The sequence below is a fragment of the Synergistetes bacterium HGW-Synergistetes-1 genome (assembly GCA_002839185.1).
GTDB lineage: Bacteria > Synergistota > Synergistia > Synergistales > Synergistaceae > Caenicola.
Map to the genome: position 1 here is coordinate 91,720 of PGXO01000004.1, position 22,108 is coordinate 113,827.

The 22,108-nt window shown below is 48.0% G+C and carries 17 protein-coding genes; 14 read left to right on the plus strand and 3 right to left on the minus strand.

The genetic code is table 11. The features are described 5' to 3' along the window. Window positions 1–2 precede the first annotated feature (2 nt). The 7 genes from lysS (at window position 3) to CVV54_04075 (ending at window position 10,391) form a co-directional block, all read left to right on the plus strand. Entirely contained in the window at window positions 3–1,478 is a 1,476-nt protein-coding gene (gene lysS / locus CVV54_04045) for a lysine--tRNA ligase (protein ID PKL04874.1), read from the plus strand. Window positions 1,479–1,483: 5 nt separating this feature from the next. After that, window positions 1,484–3,508 carry a DNA ligase (NAD(+)) LigA gene (locus CVV54_04050; GenBank protein PKL04661.1) on the plus strand — a complete coding sequence of 675 codons (2,025 nt, stop codon included), beginning with the start codon at window positions 1,484–1,486 and terminating at the stop codon, window positions 3,506–3,508. A 33-nt stretch (window positions 3,509–3,541) separates the two neighbouring features. Beyond that, window positions 3,542–3,871, plus strand: a complete 330-nt coding sequence (locus CVV54_04055; protein ID PKL04662.1) for a hypothetical protein — start codon at window positions 3,542–3,544, stop codon at window positions 3,869–3,871. A 2-nt stretch (window positions 3,872–3,873) separates the two neighbouring features. Then, a complete protein-coding gene (gene gatA, locus CVV54_04060) occupies window positions 3,874–5,355 on the plus strand; it encodes an Asp-tRNA(Asn)/Glu-tRNA(Gln) amidotransferase GatCAB subunit A (protein PKL04663.1) in 1,482 nt (493 codons plus the stop codon). Next, window positions 5,352–6,809, plus strand: coding sequence for an Asp-tRNA(Asn)/Glu-tRNA(Gln) amidotransferase GatCAB subunit B (locus CVV54_04065; protein ID PKL04664.1), 1,458 nt, complete (start codon window positions 5,352–5,354; stop codon window positions 6,807–6,809). Before gatA ends, CVV54_04065 begins: the two co-directional genes overlap by 4 nt. A gap of 159 nt (window positions 6,810–6,968) precedes the next feature. Continuing rightward, window positions 6,969–9,056: an elongation factor G gene (gene fusA / locus CVV54_04070; GenBank protein ID PKL04665.1), complete on the plus strand. Its 2,088-nt coding sequence runs from the start codon at window positions 6,969–6,971 to the stop codon at window positions 9,054–9,056. Between the two features lie 177 nt (window positions 9,057–9,233). After that, a complete protein-coding gene (locus CVV54_04075) occupies window positions 9,234–10,391 on the plus strand; it encodes an MFS transporter (protein PKL04666.1) in 1,158 nt (385 codons plus the stop codon). A 53-nt stretch (window positions 10,392–10,444) separates the two neighbouring features. Here the strand turns inward: CVV54_04075 and gltA are convergent, their stop codons facing one another. Next, on the minus strand, window positions 10,445–11,854 hold the full coding sequence (gene gltA / locus CVV54_04080; GenBank protein ID PKL04667.1) for a glutamate synthase (NADPH), homotetrameric: 1,410 nt from the start codon (window positions 11,852–11,854) through the stop codon (window positions 10,445–10,447). Next, the gene (locus CVV54_04085) at window positions 11,845–12,690 is read right to left on the minus strand and encodes a dihydroorotate dehydrogenase (GenBank protein ID PKL04668.1); all 846 of its coding nucleotides are present in this window, start codon (window positions 12,688–12,690) and stop codon (window positions 11,845–11,847) included. Before CVV54_04085 ends, gltA begins: the two co-directional genes overlap by 10 nt. 334 nt (window positions 12,691–13,024) lie before the next feature. Between CVV54_04085 and CVV54_04090 the strand changes: the two genes are divergently transcribed. Continuing rightward, the gene (locus CVV54_04090) at window positions 13,025–13,270 is read left to right on the plus strand and encodes an NrdH-redoxin (protein ID PKL04669.1); all 246 of its coding nucleotides are present in this window, start codon (window positions 13,025–13,027) and stop codon (window positions 13,268–13,270) included. 30 nt (window positions 13,271–13,300) lie between these two features. Then, the gene (locus tag CVV54_04095; protein ID PKL04670.1) at window positions 13,301–14,659 is read left to right on the plus strand and encodes a glucose-6-phosphate isomerase; all 1,359 of its coding nucleotides are present in this window, start codon (window positions 13,301–13,303) and stop codon (window positions 14,657–14,659) included. A 143-nt stretch (window positions 14,660–14,802) separates the two neighbouring features. Here the strand turns inward: CVV54_04095 and CVV54_04100 are convergent, their stop codons facing one another. Continuing rightward, window positions 14,803–14,991, minus strand: a complete 189-nt coding sequence (locus CVV54_04100; GenBank protein PKL04671.1) for a hypothetical protein — start codon at window positions 14,989–14,991, stop codon at window positions 14,803–14,805. Window positions 14,992–15,229: 238 nt separating this feature from the next. Here CVV54_04100 and CVV54_04105 point away from each other — a divergent pair, with 238 nt between their 5' ends. The 5 genes from CVV54_04105 to CVV54_04125 all read left to right on the plus strand — a co-directional run bounded on the left by CVV54_04105 (window position 15,230) and on the right by CVV54_04125 (window position 22,107). After that, window positions 15,230–16,681: a sodium:solute symporter gene (locus CVV54_04105; GenBank protein ID PKL04672.1), complete on the plus strand. Its 1,452-nt coding sequence runs from the start codon at window positions 15,230–15,232 to the stop codon at window positions 16,679–16,681. Continuing rightward, the gene (locus CVV54_04110) at window positions 16,650–18,053 is read left to right on the plus strand and encodes a hypothetical protein (GenBank protein PKL04673.1); all 1,404 of its coding nucleotides are present in this window, start codon (window positions 16,650–16,652) and stop codon (window positions 18,051–18,053) included. The genes CVV54_04105 and CVV54_04110 overlap by 32 nt, the downstream gene beginning before the upstream one ends. Further along, window positions 18,034–19,389 (plus strand): sigma-54-dependent Fis family transcriptional regulator, encoded by a 1,356-nt coding sequence (locus tag CVV54_04115; GenBank protein ID PKL04674.1) that lies wholly within the window; start codon window positions 18,034–18,036, stop codon window positions 19,387–19,389. Before CVV54_04110 ends, CVV54_04115 begins: the two co-directional genes overlap by 20 nt. Then, window positions 19,382–20,623, plus strand: a complete 1,242-nt coding sequence (locus CVV54_04120; GenBank protein PKL04675.1) for a hypothetical protein — start codon at window positions 19,382–19,384, stop codon at window positions 20,621–20,623. Before CVV54_04115 ends, CVV54_04120 begins: the two co-directional genes overlap by 8 nt. A 278-nt stretch (window positions 20,624–20,901) precedes the next feature. After that, complete coding sequence (locus tag CVV54_04125; GenBank protein PKL04676.1) at window positions 20,902–22,107, plus strand: hypothetical protein; 1,206 nt, start codon at window positions 20,902–20,904, stop codon at window positions 22,105–22,107. The last annotated feature ends 1 nt before the right edge of the window (window position 22,108 follow it).

Genomic DNA, 22,108 nt, shown 5'->3' on the forward strand with positions numbered 1-22,108 from the left:
TCATGCCTGAAGAGGAGATATTTCGCCAGCGCAAAGACAAGCTGATGAGACTGCGCCAGGAAGAGGGGTATGACCCATTCCAGCAGGACCATTGGGATGTTAAGCATACATTGTCATATGTAAAAGAAAATTACGATTCCCTCAAAGAGGAAGAGTGGTCCGAAGACCTGATCCAGACTGCGGGCAGGGTAATGATAGTAAGACGCCACGGAAAGACGGCCTTTGTTACGTTTGAAGACGAACTTGAAAAGCTCCAGCTCTGTTTTCAGTTCGATGTTCTCGGTGAAAAGGATTACACGTTCTTCAAAAAATGGGTAGACGCAGGAGATTTCCTTGGTATTACAGGGATACCGTTCCGCACACAGCGCGGAGAACTTACACTTTCAGTAAAAAGTTTCTGTCTGCTCTCCAAAGCCCTCAGGCCGATGCCCGAAAAGTGGCACGGACTCAAGGATATGGAAGTACGCTACCGGCAGCGTTATGCTGATATGATTGCTAACCCCGAGGTAAGAGATACCTTCCGCAAAAGGACAAAGATAATGCAGACCTTCCGAAAGGTCCTTGACGACCACGGAACGCTTGAAGTCCAGACCCCTATACTTTCAACGATAGCGGGTGGAGCAAACGCCAGGCCTTTCATAACGCATCACAATACGCTGGATATAGACATGTATCTCAGGATAGCGACTGAACTTTATCTCAAGAGGCTGGTCGTAGGAATGCTCGGGAGAGTCTATGAGATAGGCCAGCAGTTCCGCAACGAGGGCATGGACATGAAGCACAACCCGGAGTTTACCACCCTTGAGGTCTACTGGCCCTATGCCAATTACAAAGATATGATGGACCTTGCCGAAGAGATCATAGTAGCATGTGCAGATGAACTTGGGGGACGTGTAATCAACTACCAGGACACAGAGATCGACCTGAATCCTCCCTTCCGCAGAGCGACCATGACTGAACTGGTCACAGAGCACACAGGGATAGATTTCAGCACGATAACCGACGAAGAGGCACGCAGGCAGGCAGCTATCCGCGGACTTGAGGTGAAGCCCTCAGATACCAGGTTCGACATACTGCCGATATTCTTTGAAGAGTATGTGGAAGAGGAACTCATCCAGCCGACCTTCGTAATCGGACACCCTACGGTTATTTCACCTCTTTCAAAGAGGAACAAGGAAAACCCGGATATCACTGACAGATTTGAACTCTTTATAAACGCCTGGGAGTTTGCCAATGCTTTCAGCGAACTCAATGATCCTATAGATCAGAGGGAGCGTTTCATGGATCAGGAGAAGAAAAAAAACGAAGGCGATGAGGAATCCCATCCCTTTGATGAAGATTTCATCAACGCCCTTGAGTACGGCCTGCCGCCTACGGGAGGAATGGGGATCGGTATAGACAGAACAGTAATGCTGCTGACCAACTCCAAGAGCATCAGGGACGTACTCCTCTTCCCTACGATGAAGCCGAAGGATTAATATCAATGGCAGTACCCGAAAGCCTTAAAAAGAGGGTCTCTGAGCTTCGCGCGGAGCTTAAACGCCACGCGGAGCTTTACTATGTCCAGGACAGCCCTGAAATAACGGATTTCGAGTACGATCAGCTTTTAAGGGAACTTGCAGCTATAGAGGAAAAGTATCCTGAACTCCTGACGGCTGATTCCCCGACACATCGCGTAGGTGGAGCTCCGAGGGAAGGTTTTGTAAAAGTCGAGCACAGCGAGCCAATGATGAGTCTGGACAACGCGCTTGACAAAGATGAACTCCGCTCTTTCTATGCGAAGACGTCACAGGCGCTTGGCGTGGATAGTGTACAGGTGTTATGTGAGCCTAAGATCGACGGACTTGCAGTCTCCATCATCTATGAGGACGGTGTCTTCGTAAGCGGCGCGACACGTGGTGACGGCCGTGTGGGAGAAGACATCACAGTCAATTTGAGGACTATAAAGAGCCTCCCCCTTATACTTCGTGAAACAGTCAGTGGAAAACTGGAAGTCCGCGGCGAGATCTGCATGGACAAAAAAGGATTTGCCGCGCTTAACGCTGCCAGGGAAGAAGCTGGAGAGCCTCTTTTCGCAAACCCCAGAAACGCCGCTGCCGGCAGTGTAAGACAGCTGGACCCCAAAGTTACGGCAGTGCGAAAATTGAAGATATACCTCTATCAGGTAGTGGATCCTGAAAAGCATGGCATCAGAAGCCAGAAAGAGATGCTGGAGACGATCAGCCGGCTCGGACTTCCCGTACAGGGTTCGGAGCGTCTCTGCTCGACCCTTGAAGAGGTGGAGTCCTATCTTGAAGCATGGACCGAAAAAAGATTTGAACACCCTATAGACACTGACGGAGTAGTTGTAAAACTGAACGACATAGGACTGAGGGCAATGCTCGGAGTTACTTCAAAAGCTCCCAGATGGGCGATAGCCTTCAAGTTTCCGCCTGAAGAAAAAGTGACCAGAATAATCGATATAGAAATCACTGTCGGGCGTACCGGGACACTTACCCCAACCGCAGTGCTTGAGCCAGTCCATCTATCAGGAACAGTTGTCAGAAGGGCGATACTGCACAATCAGGACGAGATAGACCGCAAGGATATCCGCATCGGGGACTACGTGCTCGTGCACAAGGCCGGCGAGATAATTCCGGAAGTTATAAGGGTAGAAAAAGAAAGGCGCTCTGAAGGGACAATCCCGTTCAGGATACCGGAAATATGCCCTGTCTGCGGTTCCGGCGCAGTTCGCCTCAGTGGTGAAGCGGCGATAAAATGCTCAAACAGTACCTGTCCTGCGCAGATAAAAGAGGGGATATCCCACTTTGCCTCAAGAGCGGCAATGGACATACGCGGCCTCGGAGATAAGATCGTCGCCCTGCTCGTCGAAAAAGGGATAGTATCTGATTTTGCGGATCTGTATACTATCCAAACAGAAGATCTCATCCCGCTTGAGAGAATGGGAGAAAAATCAGCCCGCAATATTACAGAAGCTATAGAAAAGTCAAAGAAGCGGCCACTCGGAGCCCTTATAAACGCTCTTGGGATAAGGAATGTCGGTGAGAGGACAGCCAACGATCTCGCAGAGAAATTCCGTTCCCTTGAACTGTTGTCTGAAATTGCAGTAAACAGGACCGATGAACTTGAGTCGATGGAAGGCATAGGACCTGTGATAGCAGAATCTCTCAGGGTTTTTTTTCTGGAGCCTCATAATGCAAATGTGATCAGGAGGCTCAAAGAGGCCGGGGTCAACATGATCATAGAGAGCTCTGCTAAAACCCGTGAGGATCTTCCCTGGAGCGGTCTCAAATTTGTTCTCACCGGGGAACTTTCCACGATGACAAGACCTGAGGCATCTGAAAAAATAAAGGCCCTTGGCGGAGAAACATCAGACAGCGTAAGCAGAAAGACAGATTTCGTTGTGACGGGAGAGAAACCGGGCAGCAAGCTTTCGAAGGCCCGCTCACTGGGAATAGAAGTGCTTGAAGAAGAGGATTTTATCAAAAGACTGAGCGAAGCACAATAGCAGAGTGCTCCCCGCAGTTTGGAGGGATCAGGGATGATAAAGAAGATGGAAATGGACGAGGAAAGGCTGAGAGAGGTCCTGGGCTTTTCCTGCATAGGCCTTCCCGAAGAAGAGTACGCAGAGGTCCTTGACAGGGTCAACGCGGTCCTCAGGATGTGCGATGACATGCAGGAACTTGACAGCTCAAACGTCAGCCCCTTCGAGTGGGATGTCATGAAAGCTCCTGCGAGAAGACAGGACAGCGCAGTTGTCTGGGAGGGAAGGGATCAATTCCTTGATCAGGCTCCTGTCAGAGAGGGAGACTTCTTCCACGTTCCCAGGATCATAGCCAGAGATGATCTGGAAATGGAAGAGGAGGAATAGAGATGGAATTCCATAAACTATCCGCCCTCGAGATCGCAGAAGGCGTAAAAAAAGGAAACTGGACAGCGTCCGAGGTATTATCGTCACACCTGGAGCGCATAAAAAAATTTGACGGGCGGATCAACGCAGTAGTGACCCTTTCAGAGGAAAGCGCTCATAGAGATGCAAAAGAAATAGACAAATCAGTTGCGGAAGGAAAAGATCCGGGTCCGCTGGCAGGAGTACCCTTTCTGGTTAAGGACAATTTCTGCACTGATGGCATCAGGACCACATGCTGCAGCAAAATGCTTTCCGACTGGATACCTGATTATGACGCGACAGCTGTCAAAAGGATGAAAGATGCGGGAGCTGTCCTTATGGGAAAGACCAACATGGATGAGTTCGCAATGGGCAGTACTACAGAGAGCTCTATCTTCGGCCCCACACTGAATCCAAGGGATTTCAACAGGGTCCCGGGGGGCAGCTCGGGTGGGAGCGCGGCTGCGGTCGCCGCCGGATTTTGTCCTATAGCGCTGGGCAGCGACACCGGAGGCTCTGTCCGGCAGCCTTCAGCTTTCTGCGGCGTGCAGGGAATGAAACCCTCTTATGGTCAGATCAGCAGATATGGCATTGTAGCATATGCTTCATCTCTGGATCAGGTAGGTTCCATAACAAGAAATATCAGTGACATGGCTGTAGCTATGGAAGTTCTTGCCGGTCCGGATCCAAACGATACTACATGTGATGCATACGAAAGGCCCTCTTTCTCTGAAGCGGCTTCAGCGGGGATAAAAGGAAAGAAGATCGCCGTCCTGACCGGCTATGATACAGAAAGCATGGACAGGCCCCTTATAGAAGCCATAGAAAAAGCCGTTGAATATTGCAGGTCCGCAGGAGCGGAAATAGTTGAGGCTGAACTCCCGATAACGATGAAACACGCTGTCGCCTGCTACTACATGGTGGCACTGGGCGATGCCAGTTCCAAACTGGCCTGTTTTGACGGCATGCGTTACGGACACCATGCAGACGGAAGAAGCCTGGTTGAAATGTACAAAAGAAGCAGGAACCAGGGTTTTGGAAAAGAAGTCCGCAAAAGGATACTGATAGGTACATGCATCCTTACGAGGGGTTACTATGAAAATTACTACGTTCCTGCCACAAAGGTGAGGCAGATGATAGCTGACGAATACGCCGAACTTTTCAAGGGCGTTGATGCGCTGATCTGTCCCATATCCCCTGCGCTGCCATATAAAAAGGGGCTTGTAGAGGAAGATGCTGTACGCATATATCTGGGAGACGCCTTTTCTTCGATAGCCAACCTCGCAGGATTGCCCAGCATAAGCCTTAACGTCGGCTTTACAGAAGAAGGTCTTCCTACGAACGTTCAGCTTATGGGGCCGCGATTCGGAGACGCCGGATTGCTGTCGCTTGCGCGCGCGATAGAAAATAAAGCCGGTTCTCCTCCGATCGCTGATATTGAAAAGAAAGGAGGCTGCAGGGAATGAAGAGAGAGTCTGTTATCGGTCTTGAGATACACCTTCAGCTGAAGACGAAGACCAAACTTTTCTGCAGCTGTTCCAGCGACTACATCGGAGCCACTCCAAACACCAATGTATGTCCTGTATGCCTTGCAGTTCCGGGAACACTCCCGATACTCAATGACCATGCTGTGGAGCTTGGTGTGAAGATAGGACTTGGACTTCATTGCTCGATATGCGACAACACCAGGTTCCACAGGAAGCATTATTTCTATGCGGACCTGCCCAAAGCGTACCAGATCACACAGTACGAACATCCTATAGCCGTGGGGGGCTATGTCGACATTTTTGCAGACGGCAAAGAAAAGAGGATAAGGGTCCACCATCTGCACCTTGAAGAAGATGCGGGCAAGCTTGTACATCCCACCTCAGACGGACGCCTTACAGGAGCCTCTTATTCACTCGTTGACTATAACCGCGGAGGAATGCCGCTTTCCGAGATCGTTTCGGAACCCGACATGAATTCATCAGAAGAGGCAATAGCGTACATAACACGGATAAGACAGCTGGCAAGGTATCTGGATGTATCAGACGGAGAGATGGAGTCAGGTTCACTAAGGGTCGACGTAAATGTCTCGCTCAGCAAACCGGACGGCAGCCTTGGTACAAGAGTGGAAATTAAAAACGTAAACTCACTCAGATCCATAGAGCGGGCACTGGAATATGAGATAGCACGCCAGAACAAAGTCCTTGACGAAGGCGGACGTCTTGTGCAGGAGACGCGGCTCTGGGACGATGTCGCTGGTGTGACAAGGTCGATGAGGAGCAAGGAGGGGGAGAGGGACTACAGGTACTATGTGGAGATGGACCTGGCCCCGATATCAGCAGATCCTGAATATGTGCAGAAGATAAGGGAGAGCCTTCCTGAGATGCCATGGGAGAAACTTGACAGGTTCATAAGGGAATATTCCGTATCTCTGGAAGAAAGCCTGCAGCTGACAGAACAGAAGGAGACCGCGGACTACTTCGAGGCATGTGTATCGGAGGGAGCCCCGCCTTCAAAATGTGCCAACTGGATGCGCATGGAGGTTCAGAGGATATTGCATGACCTTAGCATAGGGATAAACGATTTTCCCGTCCCTGCTTCGGAACTTGGAAAGCTTATAATCAAGGTGGAGAAGAGAGAACTTTCCAACACTCAGGCAAAAGACGTTCTTGCGGTGATGGTTGAAAAAAAGATGTCTCTAAAAGAGGCTATCAGACTTTGCGGAGTCTCAGACGGCAGAATCACAGGTCCTGCCCTTCGGGATGTCATCAGTAAAATCTTCGAAAGCGAACCGGAAGCAGTTGAGACTATTAGGGCAGGAAACGACAAGAAGGGCGCAAAGGTGAAATTCCTCCAGGGGCTTGTAATGAGGGAGACAAGAGGATCTGCCGACCCTGCTGAGGTGGCGTCGCTTGTAAATTCAATGCTGAATTAAAACTAAAAGGGTGAGGATGAGTCTGTCTTCACCCTTTTTTGTACAGTCGGAGATTGACGTAAAGGTGTTTCAAAGGTTATCATCAACGGGTTGTGAAGAAACGGGGCACCATGTAACCATGAGATAGTATATTCAGCTTCATCAGAAGGAGTGAAATAAATGGGGACACGTAAACCTGAGGACATTCGCAGTATTGCTCTAATTTCACACGGAGGAGCAGGAAAGACATCACTTAACGAGGCATTGCTTTATGATGCCGGCCTTATTTCGAGGATGGGGAGGATCGAAGACAAGAACACTGTTTCAGACTTTGATTCTGAAGAACAGAAGCGCGGAATTTCAATAAGCACTTCTCTTGCTACCATCCCATACAAGAATAAAACGATCTATGTGCTGGACACGCCGGGTTTTGCGGATTTTGTGGGCGAACAGCGCTGTGCCATGAGGGTATCCGACGGTGCCGTAGTTCTCGTGAACGCCACAGCAGGCGTCGAAGTACAGACCCAGAGCGTCTGGGCTTTTGCTGAGACATTTGAAACGCCGGCGATCTTCTTCGTAAGCAAACTTGACCGTGAAAATGCTAATTTTGAAACCGCAGTCAAGGATATTCAGGAAAATATATCGGACAGGGCGGTCCCGCTCTACCTGCCAATAGGCAAAGAGCTTGATTTCAAAGGAGTAGTAAACGTACTGACCGGAAAATCATACATGTACAAAGGCGACGGGAGCAAGGATGTCACAGAGGGAGAGATTCCTGCCGATATGGCTGATGCTGTTGCTGCAGCAAGAGAGACGCTTGTGGAAAGAGCAGTGGAAGCTGATGACGAGCTCATGATGCGTTACCTTGACGGAGAAGAGATCTCTCTTGACGAACTCCAGGAAGTACTTCGCAAGGCTGTCTGTGCAAGATCAATATTTCCGATAATTCCGGGATCCTGCACAGGGAACATCGGCGTATATCAGTTCATGGACATGGTCGTGAACTATATGCCGTCACCAAAGGACATGCTTAATCGCGCTGCCCTTAAAGGTGATGAAGTAATAAAGATAGTTCCTGATGAGAAGGGCCCCTTCCTCGGTTTTGTTTTCAAGGTCATGGTCGACCCTTATGTCGGAAAGCTTTCCTTTGTAAAGGTCTTCTCCGGCACCCTTAAAAGCGATCAGACGGTATTCAACGTCACCGAAGGTGAAGAGGAGAGGATCAGCTCCTTCCGTTTCATGAAAGGCAAAGAGAGCGTTGAGGAAAAAGAGATCGTACTTGGTGACATAGTTGCGATCCCGAAGCTTGAAAGCACCACAGCCGGAGATACTTTGGGAACAAAGGGCGAAGTTCTCAAGTTCCGCCCGATACAGTTCCCTCAGCCTGTATACAGCGTAGCAGTACTGCCCAAGAGCCGTGCTGACGAAGATAAGCTCGGCACAGCAATAACAAAGACACTGAAAGAGGACAGGACACTTTCATTCGTAAAGAACCCCGAAACTAACGATGCAGTTCTTTCTGGAATGGGTGACATGCACCTTGATATTATGCTTTCAAAGATCAAAGAACGCTATAAGGTCGACCTTGAGACACGCACCCCAAAGGTCCCTTACAGGGAGACGATAAAGAAGACCGCCCGCGCACAGGGAAAACACAAGAAGCAGTCCGGCGGTCGAGGACAGTACGGTGACGTATGGTTTGAGCTTGCCCCGATCGAAAAGAATGCCGGTATCCAATTCATTGACCGCGTAGTCGGCGGAGTAGTTCCGAAGAACTATATCCCGGCAGCTGAAAAGGGCCTGAGGGAAGCTGCACAGAGAGGTTACCTTGCAGGTTATCCTACCACAGACTTCTCATGCGCGATATATGACGGATCCTACCACGATGTCGACTCTTCTGAGATGGCATTTAAGATCGCAGCTTCGCTGGCCTTCAAAAAAGCAATGGCAGATGCTATGCCTATACTTATGGAGCCGGTTATGAATGTTGTGGTCATGGTGCCGGAAGAGTGTCTGGGAGACGTAATGGGAGACTTCAACAGCCGCCGCGGACGTATAATGGGTATAGACAGCGAGGGAAAACTTCAGGTAGTCAAGGCCCAGTGCCCGCTTTCAGAGATGTTCCGCTACGCGATCATCCTTCGTTCGATGACATCCGGAAGAGGTACCTTCACAATGGAATATTCACATTATGAAGAGGTTCCGGGAGATATTTCAAAGAAAATAATAGAAGCAGCAGAGAAGGATCGCGTAGAAGAGGAAGAGTAGCCTGCCAGTCGGACTTAAGCTCATTAAGCAAGTTTCGCGCGGGATCCATGACGTTTCAAACGCGTCTCAGGATCTCGCGTTTCTTATATTGACTGCAATATTCTTCTCTTCTATTATTTTTTTAAAGCTTGGATCAAAGAAGACAGATCTTAAGGAACAACTGGAGATGTATCATTAATGAAGGTCTCAAAACAAGTCCTGCTGGTATTTCTTGCCTATTACGGCATCAACTGCCTTTCAAACGTCTATTTTGTTTTCGGTCCCTTTTACAGCGCATCGGGAGCATCTCCGAGGGCGGTAGGGCTGTTTCTCAGTATCTTCTACATGGCTATGATAGTCTGCAGGCCGCTTGGCAGCTGGACTATGGAGAGACTTGGGATAAGAAGGGCACTTATAGGGAGTTCCATCATCTCTGCCGCTGCAGCCGCGGGGATAGCCCTGTCTCTTTCAGATCCGGCGATACTTCTTATTTTCAGGGCCATCTCCGGAATAAGCGCAAGTGTTTTTATAGTTGCAACTATTGCATATCAGTCGATGATACTGGACGCGAGGTCGAGAGGTATTGGTTTTGCTCTTTTTACGACCGGTTCTATGCTTCCCATGGCGACGATAGTTCCTCTGTCGGAATTTCTTCTGAAAATGGGACATTCAAATTATTATCTCTGGCTGCCGGTACTCGTCGCTTTTATCTGCCTTGCAATAAGCCTTGGTGTAAGAGACATTTCGGCAGAGACTCAGGAGAAGCCTGTCTGGGGGACTTATAAAAACATGCTTTGCTGTCCCGGGGTGAAGACTCTTTATCTTACAGCTTTCCTCATGTCCCTGGCCGATGGTGCGACACTCTGCGCTGCGGCGCTGGCAGAGGACAGGGGAGTCCCGGTCTCATGGTTCATGATTTCAGTAGCAGTTGCCGCTGTGATCATCAGAACAGCCGGGTTCAGAACGATGGACAATGTTCCCAGGATCCTACTTGCTGCACCTGCAGCGGGACTTATGGGGGTTTCTCTGCTGTGTCTGTCTTTCAGCTCCAGCTGGATCTCTTTTGTTACTTTTGGTCTGGCCTTTGGTTTTGGGATAGGGGCAGGGTTTCCTACGGACCTATCAATAATCGGAGATTTGCTCTCCATTGAATACCACCCTAAAGCGACAGGCTCACTGCTTCTAGCAATAGATCTGGGGTGGGTCATAACGCCTCTTATCTTTGGATTAATATCGCCCCTGCTCGGAGCAAGCGGAGCATTTCGTCTTATAGGTATCCTTGTATTGGTAGGTTCTTCAGCGATGCAGTACTTCTGCTGGATGCCTCTCCGCAGAAGTCTTAAGGAACAGGCGTAAAAAAGACCGGGCCCTCTCGGACCCGGTCTTTTAGTTATGAGCTGATTCTTTACTTACTTTGATTTATTTTCTGTAATGTACTTGTCGATCGCTTCAGCCGCATCTTTTCCGGCTCCCATAGCTAGGATGACCGTAGCCGCTCCTGTAACTATGTCGCCGCCTGCGTAGACTCCGGGGACTGAGGTTGCGCCTGTCTTGGGGTCTGCCTCGATGTATCCCCACTTGTTGAGCTTCATCTCGGGGAAGGTGGAGAGAAGGACTTTGTTTGAACCCTGACCTATGGCTTCGATCGCGCAATCAGCTTCGATGAAGAATTCACTGCCCTCAACGGGAACGGGACGCCTGCGTCCGGAAGCATCCGGCTCTCCAAGCTCCATCCTTATGCATTTTACTCCGCAGAGCTGGCCTTCTCCGTTGTTTACATACTCTGTGGGGTTGGTGAGCCAGTTGAAGACTATGCCTTCTTCTACGGCATGGTGATACTCTTCGATACGGGCAGGGAGCTCTTTGAGAGAGCGCCTGTAAACGATGGTAACTTCATCCGCTCCAAGCCTCTTTGCAGAGCGGGCAGAGTCCATGGCTACGTTTCCTCCGCCAATGACGACGACCTTCTTTGACTTTTTAGTTGGCGTGTCGTATCCAGGGAACTCGTATCCGTGCATGAGGTTGATCCTTGTAAGGTATTCGCTTGCTGAGTAAACACCGTTCAGTGTTGTTCCCGGTACGCCCTGGAAATGGGGAGCTCCCGCACCGACAGCTATGTAACAGGCATCGAACTCTTCCATTATCTCCTGCATTGTTATGTTCTTGCCTACGACTGCGTTGCATTCGATCTTAACTCCCAGATCCTGCATAGCGTCGATCTCCATCTTAACTATGCTCTTCGGAAGACGGAATTCGGGGATACCGTAAATGAGAACTCCACCGGCGGCATGAAGGGCTTCGAATATCGTTACTTCATAGCCTTTCTTCGCAAGGTCGCCTGCTACTGTCAGGCCTGAAGGTCCTGAGCCGACTACTGCTACTCTGCCCTTTGAAGCTGCCTGTGCTTTTTCCGATGCAGTCTTTTCCTGGGTATATTTCCAGTCCGCCACAAGCCGTTCCAGCTTGCCTATCGCAACGGGCTCGAAACCGGGCATCTTGCCTACGGTGCAGCGCTCCTCACACTGTGTTTCCTGAGGACATACACGGCCGCATACCGCTGGAAGGTTGGTGTATTTGTTCATTACCTCAGCTGCTCCGGCCATATCTCCTTCTCTGATGCATTTAATGAAACTCGGGATGTCTATTGCAACAGGGCATCCGGCTACACAGGGCTTTGTTTTGCACTGTAGGCAGCGTGCAGCTTCCTTCATTCCTTCTTCGATCGAGTAGCCAAGGCAGACCTCTTTGAAGTTGCTTCTGCGTACCTCGGGGTCCTGTTCTTTGATGGGGGTCTTCCATTTAGAAAATGTTACTGCCATGACGGTTCACCTACTTCAGCTTCGAATTTATCCATGGAGATCTTTTCTTCGTCCTTGTACTGGCGCAGGCGGCTCATGAACTCATCCCAGTTCACTTTATGCCCGTCAAACTCCGGTCCGTCAACACATGCGAAAAAGATCTTGTTGTCTACTGTAACACGGCAGCATCCGCACATTCCTGTTCCGTCGAGCATCAGCGGGTTGAGCGATACAGTTATAGGAAGGCCCAGCTGAGCCGCGGCTTTTGTGCCGAATTTCATCATTATTGAGGGGCCTATGCACCAGCAGCGGTCAATTTTTTCTCCGCGTTCAACGACCATCTTCATGGCCTCTGTAACAACGCCCTTCATACCCTCAGAACCGTCATCAGTGGTAATGATAAGCTCATCAGAGTATTTTGCGCATTCTTCTTTCATTATTACGAGATCAGAAGTACGTCCGCCCAGTATAGTGATGACTTTGTTTCCTGCGAGCTTGAGTTCTTTGATGATGGGATAGAGAGCGGCAATACCGACTCCACCGCCGACCATCAGGACGGTCCCGAATTTTTCAACTTCGCTCGGAGTGCCGAGGGGACCGGATATATCCTTGATAGAGTCTCCCACATTCAGACATGACATTGCAGCAGTGGTCTTGCCTACTACCTGGAAAATAAGGCGGATAAGCCCCTTCTCCTTGTCATAATCTGCGATAGTAAGGGGTATCCTTTCTCCCTGGTCATCAACGCGAAGAACGACAAACTGGCCTGCCTTCGCATGTTTGGCTATGCGCTCGGCTTCGACCCATATGTCAAATTCTTTGGGTGCAATTTTTTGCTTTGAAACGATCTTGAACATAACGTACCTCCTCTAAAGATTCTTCATAAAACTCTTGTTTGTAAATTTTTAAACATGCGTTGTTAAATCTATCTCAATTTGTGAATAATTGCAACATATAAAAGGGCACAAAACCAAACCACCCAAAAAAGAAAAAAAGCGATAATGGTACAAGGCTGGATAAAAAGATGATACCGAATGAAAAAGACAGTAATAAACCTTTATTATTAATATTATCAGCAAAGTCATCAAAAGAGGAAAAGATATCTTTCGTCAAAAAATAAAACCTGAAATTGGCGTTATAATTAACAGCAGGGACGTTCCCGGCCCACACCAACAACAAGGAGTGATCGTGATGGAAGTAAAAGTATATTCTACCAACACCTGACCGTGGTGCGATAAGGCGAAAGAGTATCTTTCGTCGCTGAATGTTGAGTATGAGGTCAAGACCGTTACAGGAGACAAGGCAGCGGCAATGGAGCTTGTTAAAAAAACAAGGCAGATGGGAGTCCCTGTCATCCAGATCGGTGAAAAATACATAGTAGGCTTCGACCAAACCAAGATCAATGAAACACTTAAAGAAGCAGGTCTGCTGAAATAATTCAAAATAGACCCCAAGGGGAGTGTTTTCATGGATAACCTGTCGATCTGTTTTCATTTTGGGGGAGCCTTAGGTAGGGAAGATATTTCTTTCTCTGATTTCAGAAAAGAGCACGCTGTCCCCTGTGCCGAAGCTGCTGACTGGCTTAGAGAGACCCCTGCAAATACAGATGGCCACGGATGGATGGATCTTCCTGAAATAGATACAGCTGAAATAAAACGAACGGCTGAATGGCTGAAGGGCTATGATTCAATAATACATGTCGGCATCGGAGGTTCGGCGCTGGGCAACCTGATGCTGAATCAGGCTTTGCTGAGCGAATTCCGTAACTCAGATGGAGTTAGCCCAAAATTTTATCTTGCAGACAACCCTGACCCCACAAAGACGCGTGCCATCTGGGAACAGGTAAAAGGGGGAAGCGTAGCCCTTGTAGGCGTAAGCAAATCCGGGGCCACAGCAGAGACCATGTCTCAGTTTCTCTGGTTCAGGAATGAAATGATAAAGCTCAGAGGCAAGGCAGAGGATAACATACTCGTCATAACCGACCCTGAAAAGGGGATATTCCGTTCGTTTGCCCGCAATTCAGGATGCAGGGTCATAGACCTGCCGGCTTCAGTTGGCGGAAGGTATTCTGTTCTGTCTGCTGCAGGACTGGTAAGCGCCTCTGCAGTAGGTATCGATATAGATGCACTTCTGCTGGGTGCAGGGAAGATGAAAAAATATCTTCTTGAAAATGACTCAATAGAGACTAATCCAGCCTGGGTCGATTCATCTTTGCACTTTTACCACGAAAAACAGGGCAGGCCGATGACTGTCATAATGCCATATTCGAGCAGGATGGCTTTTTTTGCTGAATGGTTTGCCCAGCTCTGGGGCGAGAGCCTTGGAAAAAAGGGGATGGGCACGACTCCGGTTAGAGCTGTAGGTGCGATAGACCAGCATTCTCAGGTCCAGCTATACACAGAGGGACCTGACGACAAGCTCTTCACGATCATAAATTTTAAGAAACATGGTGAGAAGGTCAATGTGCCTCCGGTGGACTGCGAAGCGCTGAAGCCTCTTTCATACCTTGACGGTGCAGAAATCGGCAATATGCTCGGGCTTGAAGCCATGAGCACTGCAGCTGCTGTAGCCAAGACAGGACACCCTCTGATATGGATAGAGACAGAGAAGATAGACTGCAAAACCTTAGGTGCCCTGATATTCTATTATGAATATATGACAGCGATGACAGGCAGGATGATGGGGATAGATCCCTTTGATCAGCCGGGTGTGGAACAGGGTAAAAAATACACTTACGGCCTTATGGGACGCAAGGGATTCGAAGAGGATGCGGCAGAAGCAAAAGACTGGTTCAAAAAAATATCGGACGTCTCTCTTGAAATCTAGAATACAAATGAACATGGATGATACCGGACGTCCTTAAATCTTTAAAACAAGAAAAAAGCCCGGAAAATTTTTCCGGGCGAATTTTATTTGATTTAAGCCGATGACATTATTTACTTTAGCGGCAAAGAGAGTTGCAGCTGTCTTCAGTCGGAGAGCTTAAGCCTTATGAACTCTCCCTGAAGATTCCAGCTTTTTTCCTGTATGCTGCTTAATTCTCCCGGCTGTTTCCACGGCAGCATATTAGCAGTGCCAAATGCGTCAATTACTGCAATGAACCGTGAACCGCTGTCATCAATATAAAGATAGACGCCTTCTGGTTGCTGTTTTGCCATATTGCTGCGGCCTCCGTATAATTATCTTTTTTGTCCGCTGTATATGTTACTACATTAAGGCGGTTCAGACCAGTCAGATCTGCCCTTTGGTCTGTCGATCCTTTTTTGGGAGAGGATAAGATGACTCTTATAGTTTTCAGCTGGATTCTCTTTGCTGTCCTTGTTATTTTGCCCGGCATCATAGCTTTCCGCATTGCCCGGGAGAAGAAAAACAGAGGATGAGCGGGGTGTTTTACAGATGTCTCCCCTGATATATTATCTGCTGGCTTTTGGCGCATACACTATCTCAATAATTTTAATGACAGGGCAGTCTTTTGCCTGGAAAGAGACAAGGCTTTCTTTTTATCTCGGAGGGCGAAGATTTTCCGCCTTGCCGACGACTGCGACTTTTTGCGCTACATGGATGAGCCCTCTCTCTCTGGTAGGATACAGCATGTGGCTGTACAGCGACGGGTACGTCGCATTTCTTGCCTCTGTCAATGGATGGATTCTGGGGCTGCTTTTCTTTCCGTTTATCGTTAAAAGGCTGCGTATGAAACGGGTACTTTCCCTTCCTGAGTGGCTGGAGAAAACTTATGGCGACAAGAGGGTCCGGAAACTGGTCGCCCTGACGATGGTATTCCTCTACACACTCTATCTTGTAATACAGTTCAGGGCTTTCGGCATAATAGTCTCCTATATGCTGGACATCCCCTCAGGCTTTGCATCGACCTCGCTCATATATCTTTTCGTGCTCTACACGACCTTTGGAGGCTACATCTCCGTGGTCAGGAGCGACATGCTCAACCTTTTGCTTATTGTGCTTGGCGTGACAGTGGCAGCAGCTTTTGCCCTTCCGTCAGGTTTTTCATTTGCAACTGCCGCAAATGTATTTTTGATGAAAGGCCAGCTTGAAACCGTAAAATCTTTAAGTAACGCTGAGATCTTTTCAGCCTTTGCAATAATGCTTTCGTGGGGTCTTGGAGTAGCCGGAAATCCCCAGTACGCGGTGAGGATACTTGCCAGCCGTACAGAAAAAGATGCATACAAAATGATAGCCGCTTCACCCTTTATCGTAGGATGGATCTATATTTGTGTGACTTTTTTTATTCTGGTCTGCAGATCCTATTATCCTGCTATAGTCAACATCGAGGAGACACTCTCGTTTGCAAGACTAGGTCAGTATCTTCCAGCCTTTGCCAGCACATTTCTGCTTATCGGCGTAATAGCTGCAGCTGTAAGCACAGCTAATTCTCAGCTTTTGCTTGCTGCGTGCTCGCTCTGTTATGATCTTTTCCCCATCAAAATGGAAGAGAATAAAAAAGAGAGCATTGTATATTATGAAGACCGGTTTCTTGTAATAAACAGGATAGCTATAACTGTAATAGCCTCTATTGCGCTCCTTTTGTCCCACGCAGGGCTACCGGGCTATCTGATGCTGGGACGCATAAGCTGGACTCTCGTAGCTATTTGCTTTTTCTTTCCGCTTTTCCTTCCCTCTTGGATAATCAATGATAAATTATTCTTTGTTTTGAGTACTGCGCTTTCAGTTCAATGTTTTTTGGTTTTTGCAGCAGAGATCAGCCCGGAAAATGCAATGCTTGCTGTTCTGATGCTTGAGGCGCTCCTTTTTAAAATGTTCAAATATTCAACTTTTGACAATAGCAGAAAAACACAGAATGATCCCGCGGGAGAGGAAAAAGATGTATAGCAAATACAGCCTTGAAACCCTTATGAAATGGATATTTATGTCCCTTGCCATCTCAATGGTTTCTTTGACACTGGGCGCGAGACTTCACCAGAGTTATGTCGCCAAAAAACACTCAGCGGAAGAATTCGGCAGGGAATTAATGGTTATATCAGAGGAAAGAAAATATTCTCTTCAGAAAGAGATAGTGATGGGACAGCTCGGACCTTTCTGGAGGGAGCCTCTGCCGGATGAAAAGCCGGAGCTCGTTATCAAAAACGGAGATCAGTCGTTAAGTTTCATTCTTGATCCTAAAAATATAATTATTTCTCTCGTTGAAGATGAGCGCTACCTCATCCTTGTCGGCCTGCTCGGTCTTATCGCCGCTGTGGAACTTGCTGTTCTGATATCTTATGTGCTGACAAGGCCCTTAAGGCGTCTTGCCTGGGGATGCAAACAGATCGCGCAGGGAAGCCCTGTGACCATAAGACATAACGCACTAAGTCCTTACGAGTTCCACGAGCTGACAGACAGCTTTAATGATATGGCCAAACAGCTGGAAAGATGGAAAGAGGTACAGAGACAGGTAAGCAGGATGGACAGGCTGGCGGCTCTGGGAGAGATGCTCTCCGGATTATCTCACGAGATAAGGAATCCCCTTGCAAGCATCAGGATCCAGCTGGACCTTTTGAGGATGGAATTGGAATCGATCCCAGATGATACAGGATCTTCAATCGGCATCGGCCTTTCAGATGCTAAAGAATATATTGCGATACTTGATCATGAAATAGACAGGCTTAACAGGATAGTGACCCAGCTTCTCTCCTTTGTAAGGCCCAAGCAGCCTATGATGGCAAAGGTGCGACTGGACGATATCCTTCCATGGTGCGTATCGATGTTAAAGCCTCAGGCGGACAAGCAGGACATAGAGCTTGTCACTCAAAAACAGGACAGCGGTGTGAACGTGCTGGCTGATAACGAGATGCTCCAGCATGTTATCATGAATCTTTCGCTCAACGCTATCCAGTCAATGTCCGCATCAGGGTCGGACAGAGAGAAGGTGCTTTCGATAGTGACCGGTTATTCTGGAACCGACCATGGGATAAAAACGATGGGGCTTATCAGGGTAAGTGACACAGGGCCTGGGATACCTGCCGAGATACAGCACAGGATTTTCGATCCGTTCTTTACTACCAGGCAGGACGGGACCGGGCTGGGACTCAGCATAGTGCAAAGGATAGTAGACGGACTGGGAGGCACTCTTTCAATGGATACTTCTTCAGGGGGCACGAATTTTAACATATTCATACCCCTTGCCCCCCTTGCCGAGGGTGACCGGTACGACGTTGATCTTGAACCAATGGAGGTGTCAGCAAATGAATATATGGATAGTTGACGATGAGGTCAACCTTGCAAACGGGCTGAAAAGAGCTTTTGAAAAGAGCGGCTACAGCGCTAAAACGGTAAAAACGATATCAGAACTCCATCAGCTTCTTGGAGCTGAAATACCTGCGCTCATATTTCTGGATCAGCGTCTGCCTGATGGAAACGGAATAGACGTCCTGCCTGCAATTCTTAAACAGTACCCCAGATGCAAGGTCATCCTCATGACGGCCTTTGGTGATTCGAGACTGGTCGTGAGGGCCATACAGGAGGGGGCATACAACTACCTGGACAAGCCTTTCCCTCTTGACGCGGCGAAAAATATGGTAGAAAAGGCTATTGAATCGATAAGATTCAGGAATCAGGCAGAATTTCTCCTCTCAGAAGGTCCCAACCAGCTGCTTGGAACTTCAAATGAAATGCACAAGGTCAGAGATACGATCATGAAGATCGCCCGGCATCAGAATATTACAGTTCTCCTGCAGGGTGAAAGCGGAACCGGCAAAGAGGTAGCGGCAAGAATGATCCATCATGCGTCGAACTGCAAGGGTGATTTTGTTGCGCTGAACTGCTCTGCTATCCCTGAATCGTTGCTTGAATCGGAACTGTTCGGCTATCATAAAGGTGCATACACAGGCGCTGACACGGATAAGCAGGGCCTGATAGAAATTGCAGACAAGGGGACACTTTTCCTGGACGAGATCGGAGACATGCCTCTCAGTCTACAGAGCAAGCTTTTCAGGTTCCTTGATCAAAGATCCTTCCGGCCGCTGGGAAGCACCAAAGAAAAGAATGTCAGTCTTAATCTTATTTGCGCTACCTGTATAGACATTGAGAAACATGTCAGGGAAGAGAAGTTCAGAAAAGACCTTTTCTTCAGGATCTCAGTCATACCGATAACGATACCTCCGCTCAGGGAGAGAGATAAGGATGTGCTTGAACTTGCTTCTTTTTATCTTGCAGAATTTTCAAAAAGACTGGGAAAGGGGGCAAACGTCTTCACAGACGATGTAAAGGATGTGTTCCTGACCTATTGGTGGCCCGGCAACGTACGAGAACTGCGTAATTTGATCGAAAGGATACTGATCCTGAAGGATAACTCGGACAATATAGTTCGGCTTGCAGATCTCCCTGCAGAAATGCTTGAAATACAGCAGCAAAGCATGATCGGAGTTTCTGCGGGTCACTTGAGCGGCGAATCACTTCCGCACACTATGGACAGGATCGAACGGGAAATGATAGTATCTGCACTTGCCAAATGTATGGGAAGCCGTACTCAGACGGCAACGGAACTCGGCATTTCAAGGTTTTCACTCTTGAGAAGGATGCAGAGACACGGACTTGAATGATCATCAGCTGATCCAGCGACAAAAACTCAAAATTAAAAACAGGCTCGATCCAAAAGTCCTGCTGGGATCAAACCTCCTTTTTGTGCCGTTGGAAGAACTGACGGAAGAGTGCAGTAATATCCTAGGAGACAATCCTTTTTTTCATTTTGTACCACCCGGATGGCAGAGCAGCGCAGTTGACATAGATACTTTAGATTCTGATTCGATCCCTGCGCCCAAAAACATTGAGGAGCATCTGTCACTGCAAATAGCAACCTGTCCGAACGTTGATGATCTTCCACCTCCATATTCATCAGCCGAATTCTGGTGCTCTTTCCTAAACGATAAAGGATATTTAAACACTTCTGCTGAAAGCATAGCCCAAAGGATAGGAGTGTGCTCAGATAAAGCGCTTGAATACATAAAAAGCCTGCAGGGATACGTCGATCCGCCCGGTCTTTTTGCTTCAGACCTAAGGGAATGCCTGCTCATACAGCTTGAAAGAGGGGGTCTTAAAGAGAGCCTTTCATGGTCAATACTGACGGACGGCTATGAACATCTGACGGAGGGTCGACTTTCTGACCTTTCAAGAAAAATGTGCTGCGACAAAAGAGCTATAGAAGAAGCGTTGGATATGATTCGAAAGCTTGACCCCTCTCCTGGATCAAATTTCTCAACTGTCTCTGCTGCCTGCCCCGAAATAGAATTTGTGATAAGAAATGGGACCCCTGTTCCAAAATTACTGAGGGAGAACCTACCATCAATAAAGAGCAATCTGGGCGAGATGCCCATGACTCTTAATGAGCTTCTTGAAGAAAAATGGATATCTCCCTTATGGTCCAAAACAAAATTTACGCTTATAAGGCTGGGAATGAGGTACAGGACTCTGCTCAGAATAGCTATTCTGATATCTGAGATCCAGTCAGATTTTCTGAAAGGCGAAAAAGATACCGTCTCCCCCCTGACTTACGGATATGCTGCAAGAAGGCTGGAACTAAGCGCTTCAACTGTCTGCCGTTCGATCGGCAATACCTGGTGCCGCGCTTTTAACAGGACGATCAGGATGAAGACGTTTTTTTCCAGGGGACTATCATCGAGGCCGGATATCAGCGTGAAGGAACTAAGGTCAATGATCATAGACCTTAACAAAAAGGGAAAAAACGACCGTATGATAGGTGACATTATTTCTATGCCGACCAGAACAGTTGCCTGGCACAGAAAAAAAATGGGGCTGCCCCGGGCAGCAAATAGTTAAAGATGCACAATATTAAGAAATGTGCGAATTCTTTAATGATGTGCGAGAAACGCACACTTAAAGATCTGTTTTAAGCAAAACACAAAAATTACCCCGTAAAACAACTTTCCTTTCAAAGTAAAATGAGATGACTTTCTTAAAAAAATGATCCGTTGTAATGGATATTATGTTTATCTGACTTTTCTGCTCTTCAAATTTAGTTATTTGTCATTTTGGCAACTTTATTGCATGTAATAAAGCAGGCGTTATTGCTTAATTAATTTTGGAGGTGCTGAATTATGGCAGAAAAGAAAAAGGATCCTGGATCAGCAGCAAGTGTTCTTATCGGTGCAGCATTTTTGATGGCAACTTCGGCTATCGGACCGGGGTTCCTGACACAGACAGCTGTCTTTACAGATAAGCTGAAAGCGGCCTTTGCTTTTGCAATTTTAGTTTCAATCCTTATCGATATCGTAGTGCAAATGAATATCTGGCGCATTCTCGGTGTTTCAGGCAAGCGCGCGCAGGATGTTGCCAACGAGGTACTCCCCGGACTGGGCTATTTCCTCGCTTTTCTTGTTGCATTGGGCGGACTTGTCTTTAACATAGGCAACGTCGGTGGCGCAGCAATGGGACTCAACGTAATGCTCGGGGTGCCATTTGTACCGGGAGCGATAGTTAGCGCCGGGATCGCCATAGCCCTATTCCTAAACAAAGAGATGGGAAAGGCGATGGACAATTTTACAAAGATACTTGGAGTAACAATGATCGCAATGGTCCTTTTCATGGTTTTCAAGACACAGCCCCCGGTGGCATTGGCTCTTAAGGAGACAGTAATGCCTTCAAAGATCGACTGGATGACCATCCTTACTCTGGTAGGCGGTACAGTCGGTGGATATATTACATTTGCAGGTGCTCACCGCATAATTGACGCAGGTATAACTGGAATGGAAAATCTTCCCAAGATATCCTCCGGTTCTGTCAAGGCGATCACCATCACAGGCATTATGAGATACCTTCTCTTCCTGGCAATATTGGGTGTTGTTGCGACCGGAGCAGTTCTTGATCCTAAAAATCCTCCGGCATCAGCCTTCCTCATCGGAGCAGGACAGATCGGTTACCGTATATTCGGCCTGATACTCTGGTGTGCTGCCATCACTTCTGTGGTTGGCGCGTCCTACACATCAATATCCTTCCTCAGAACACTTTTTGGAAAGATCGAGCAGTATGCGCGCTATTGGATAATCGGATTCATCTGTGTTTCAACGGCTATTTTCTCAACACTGGGGAGTCCGGTACCCCTTCTGATAGTGGCAGGATCGCTGAACGGGCTGATCCTCCCTGTCTCTCTTGGAGTCATGCTGCTTGCGGCTTTCAATAAGAAGATCGTCGGAGCTGATTATCATCATCCGAAAGTCCTTGCGGTATTGGGATGGATCATGGTCGTATTTACGGCATGGATGGGCTTTAAATCATTGACCGGAATTGCCAAACTTTTTTCATAGG